Raw genomic sequence first — 1,599 nt, forward strand, 5'->3', positions numbered from 1 at the left:
TCGGGGTGGGGCCTGTTTGGAGCATCGATCGGTGTTGGGGTTGGGCCGCAGCCGGTCCGGGTCCGGAACATGAAAGCATTCGCACCCTGAGAGTGACGACAGACCCGCCCCGACCTGGGATCATTGATCTATAGCACGAACCGGCGGAATTGATCCGAAGGTTCGAAAGACCGAGGCGCTCAGTGAGGGGGTGGCGGACATGGCGGCGACAGGGTATCGCGGTAGGGCCAGGTTCGCTCCCGGGGAGCGGTCCGAGAAGTCGGCGGCCGTCCACACCAGCCTCGACGAGGCCGGGGCATTGATCAACTCCGTCCACGCCAAGGTCCTGTCGGACGTGATCCGTGCGAAGGACTGGAACATCCACCGCGACTTCGACGGCTTCTCGGCATTGCGGGACTGGCTGACCGAGCGGTTCGACTTCCACGTGCGCATCGCGGCCGACCTGGCCGCGATCGCCCGACTGTCGAAGAAGTTCGGCCATCTGGCCGAGGCGGCCACCACCGGTGCGGCGCGGATCGACCAAGTGGCGTATGCGGTGCGGCAGTTGGAGAAGACCCCGGCGATGCGTCTCTACGCCCGCACCCCCTACCGCGAACCGGTGGCCTCCCCGTTCGCTCCGGCCGTCTCCTGCCCCACTCCGGAGCACCTGGTCGCCGAGTACTGTGCTCACGCCTCGTTCGCGGAGCTGAAGGCTCACCTGGCGGAGATGGAGGCATCCCTCGCCGAGCACGCCGAGATCCTCGACGACCTCTCCGAGCAGTCCCTGCAACGACTCGAGGTATGGCAGACCGAGACCGGCATGTGGGCCCTCAGCGGCCTCCTGTCCTCCACCACCGGGCACATGCTCGACAAGCTCTTGCAGACCGCGGTCCCGCCGCCGCGCCAGGACGAGACCGATGCCGACAGGGTCCTCCCGGCCGCCGCGAACCGCAACGCCGAAGCCCTCCACCACATGCTCGGCGTCTACGCCGCGGACCCGAAGGCCGCGAAGCGGCACGGGGAGACCTGCCGGCTGCACCTGGCCGTCGATGTCGAGACCCTGCAAGGCAAGGACACGGGGCGGACTCCGGCCCTGGAGGGTCGCCCGATCTCCCTCGAACTCGCCCGCCTCCTCGCCTGCGAGGCGCAGGTCGTGCCGATGGTGTTCGACTACGGCACTGGGGAAGCGATCGAGCTGGGCCGGGCCGAGCGGTTGCCGAACACCGCGCTGCGCCGCAAGCTCGTCGCCGAGCAGCCGTCCGGCTGCGCCTGGAAGGGATGCGGGCGCCCGGCCGTCCAGTGCGAGGCGCACCATATCCGTCCGTGGTGGGCCGGCGGCGAGACCAGCGCCGAGAACCTCATTCTCCTGTGCCGCTTCCATCACGGCAGGGTCCACACCCCCGGCTGGACGGTCACGAAGACCGCTCCGGGCCGGGCGCTGATCGTCCACCACCAGGGCCACGAAGAGCGTCTCGACACCGAGGCGGGGACCGGCTGCGGGTGCGCCGACTGGCGGAGTGCCGAAGACCTGGATGCCGAGTTCGCCGACGATGTCGCGAACGTGTTCCCGACCGGCCTGTTCCCCGAGGAGTGGGGACCGAGCCTGCGGGAGGACCTGGA

At 69.2% G+C, this 1,599-nt stretch carries 1 protein-coding gene; it reads left to right on the plus strand.

The features are described 5' to 3' along the window. Positions 1-199: 199 nt before the first annotated feature. The coding region (locus tag ACYVL2_RS19940) for an HNH endonuclease signature motif containing protein (protein WP_460546554.1) at positions 200-1,599 on the plus strand (1,400 nt) is incomplete at its 3' end.

The sequence above is a fragment of the Glycomyces halotolerans genome, assembly GCF_054779575.1.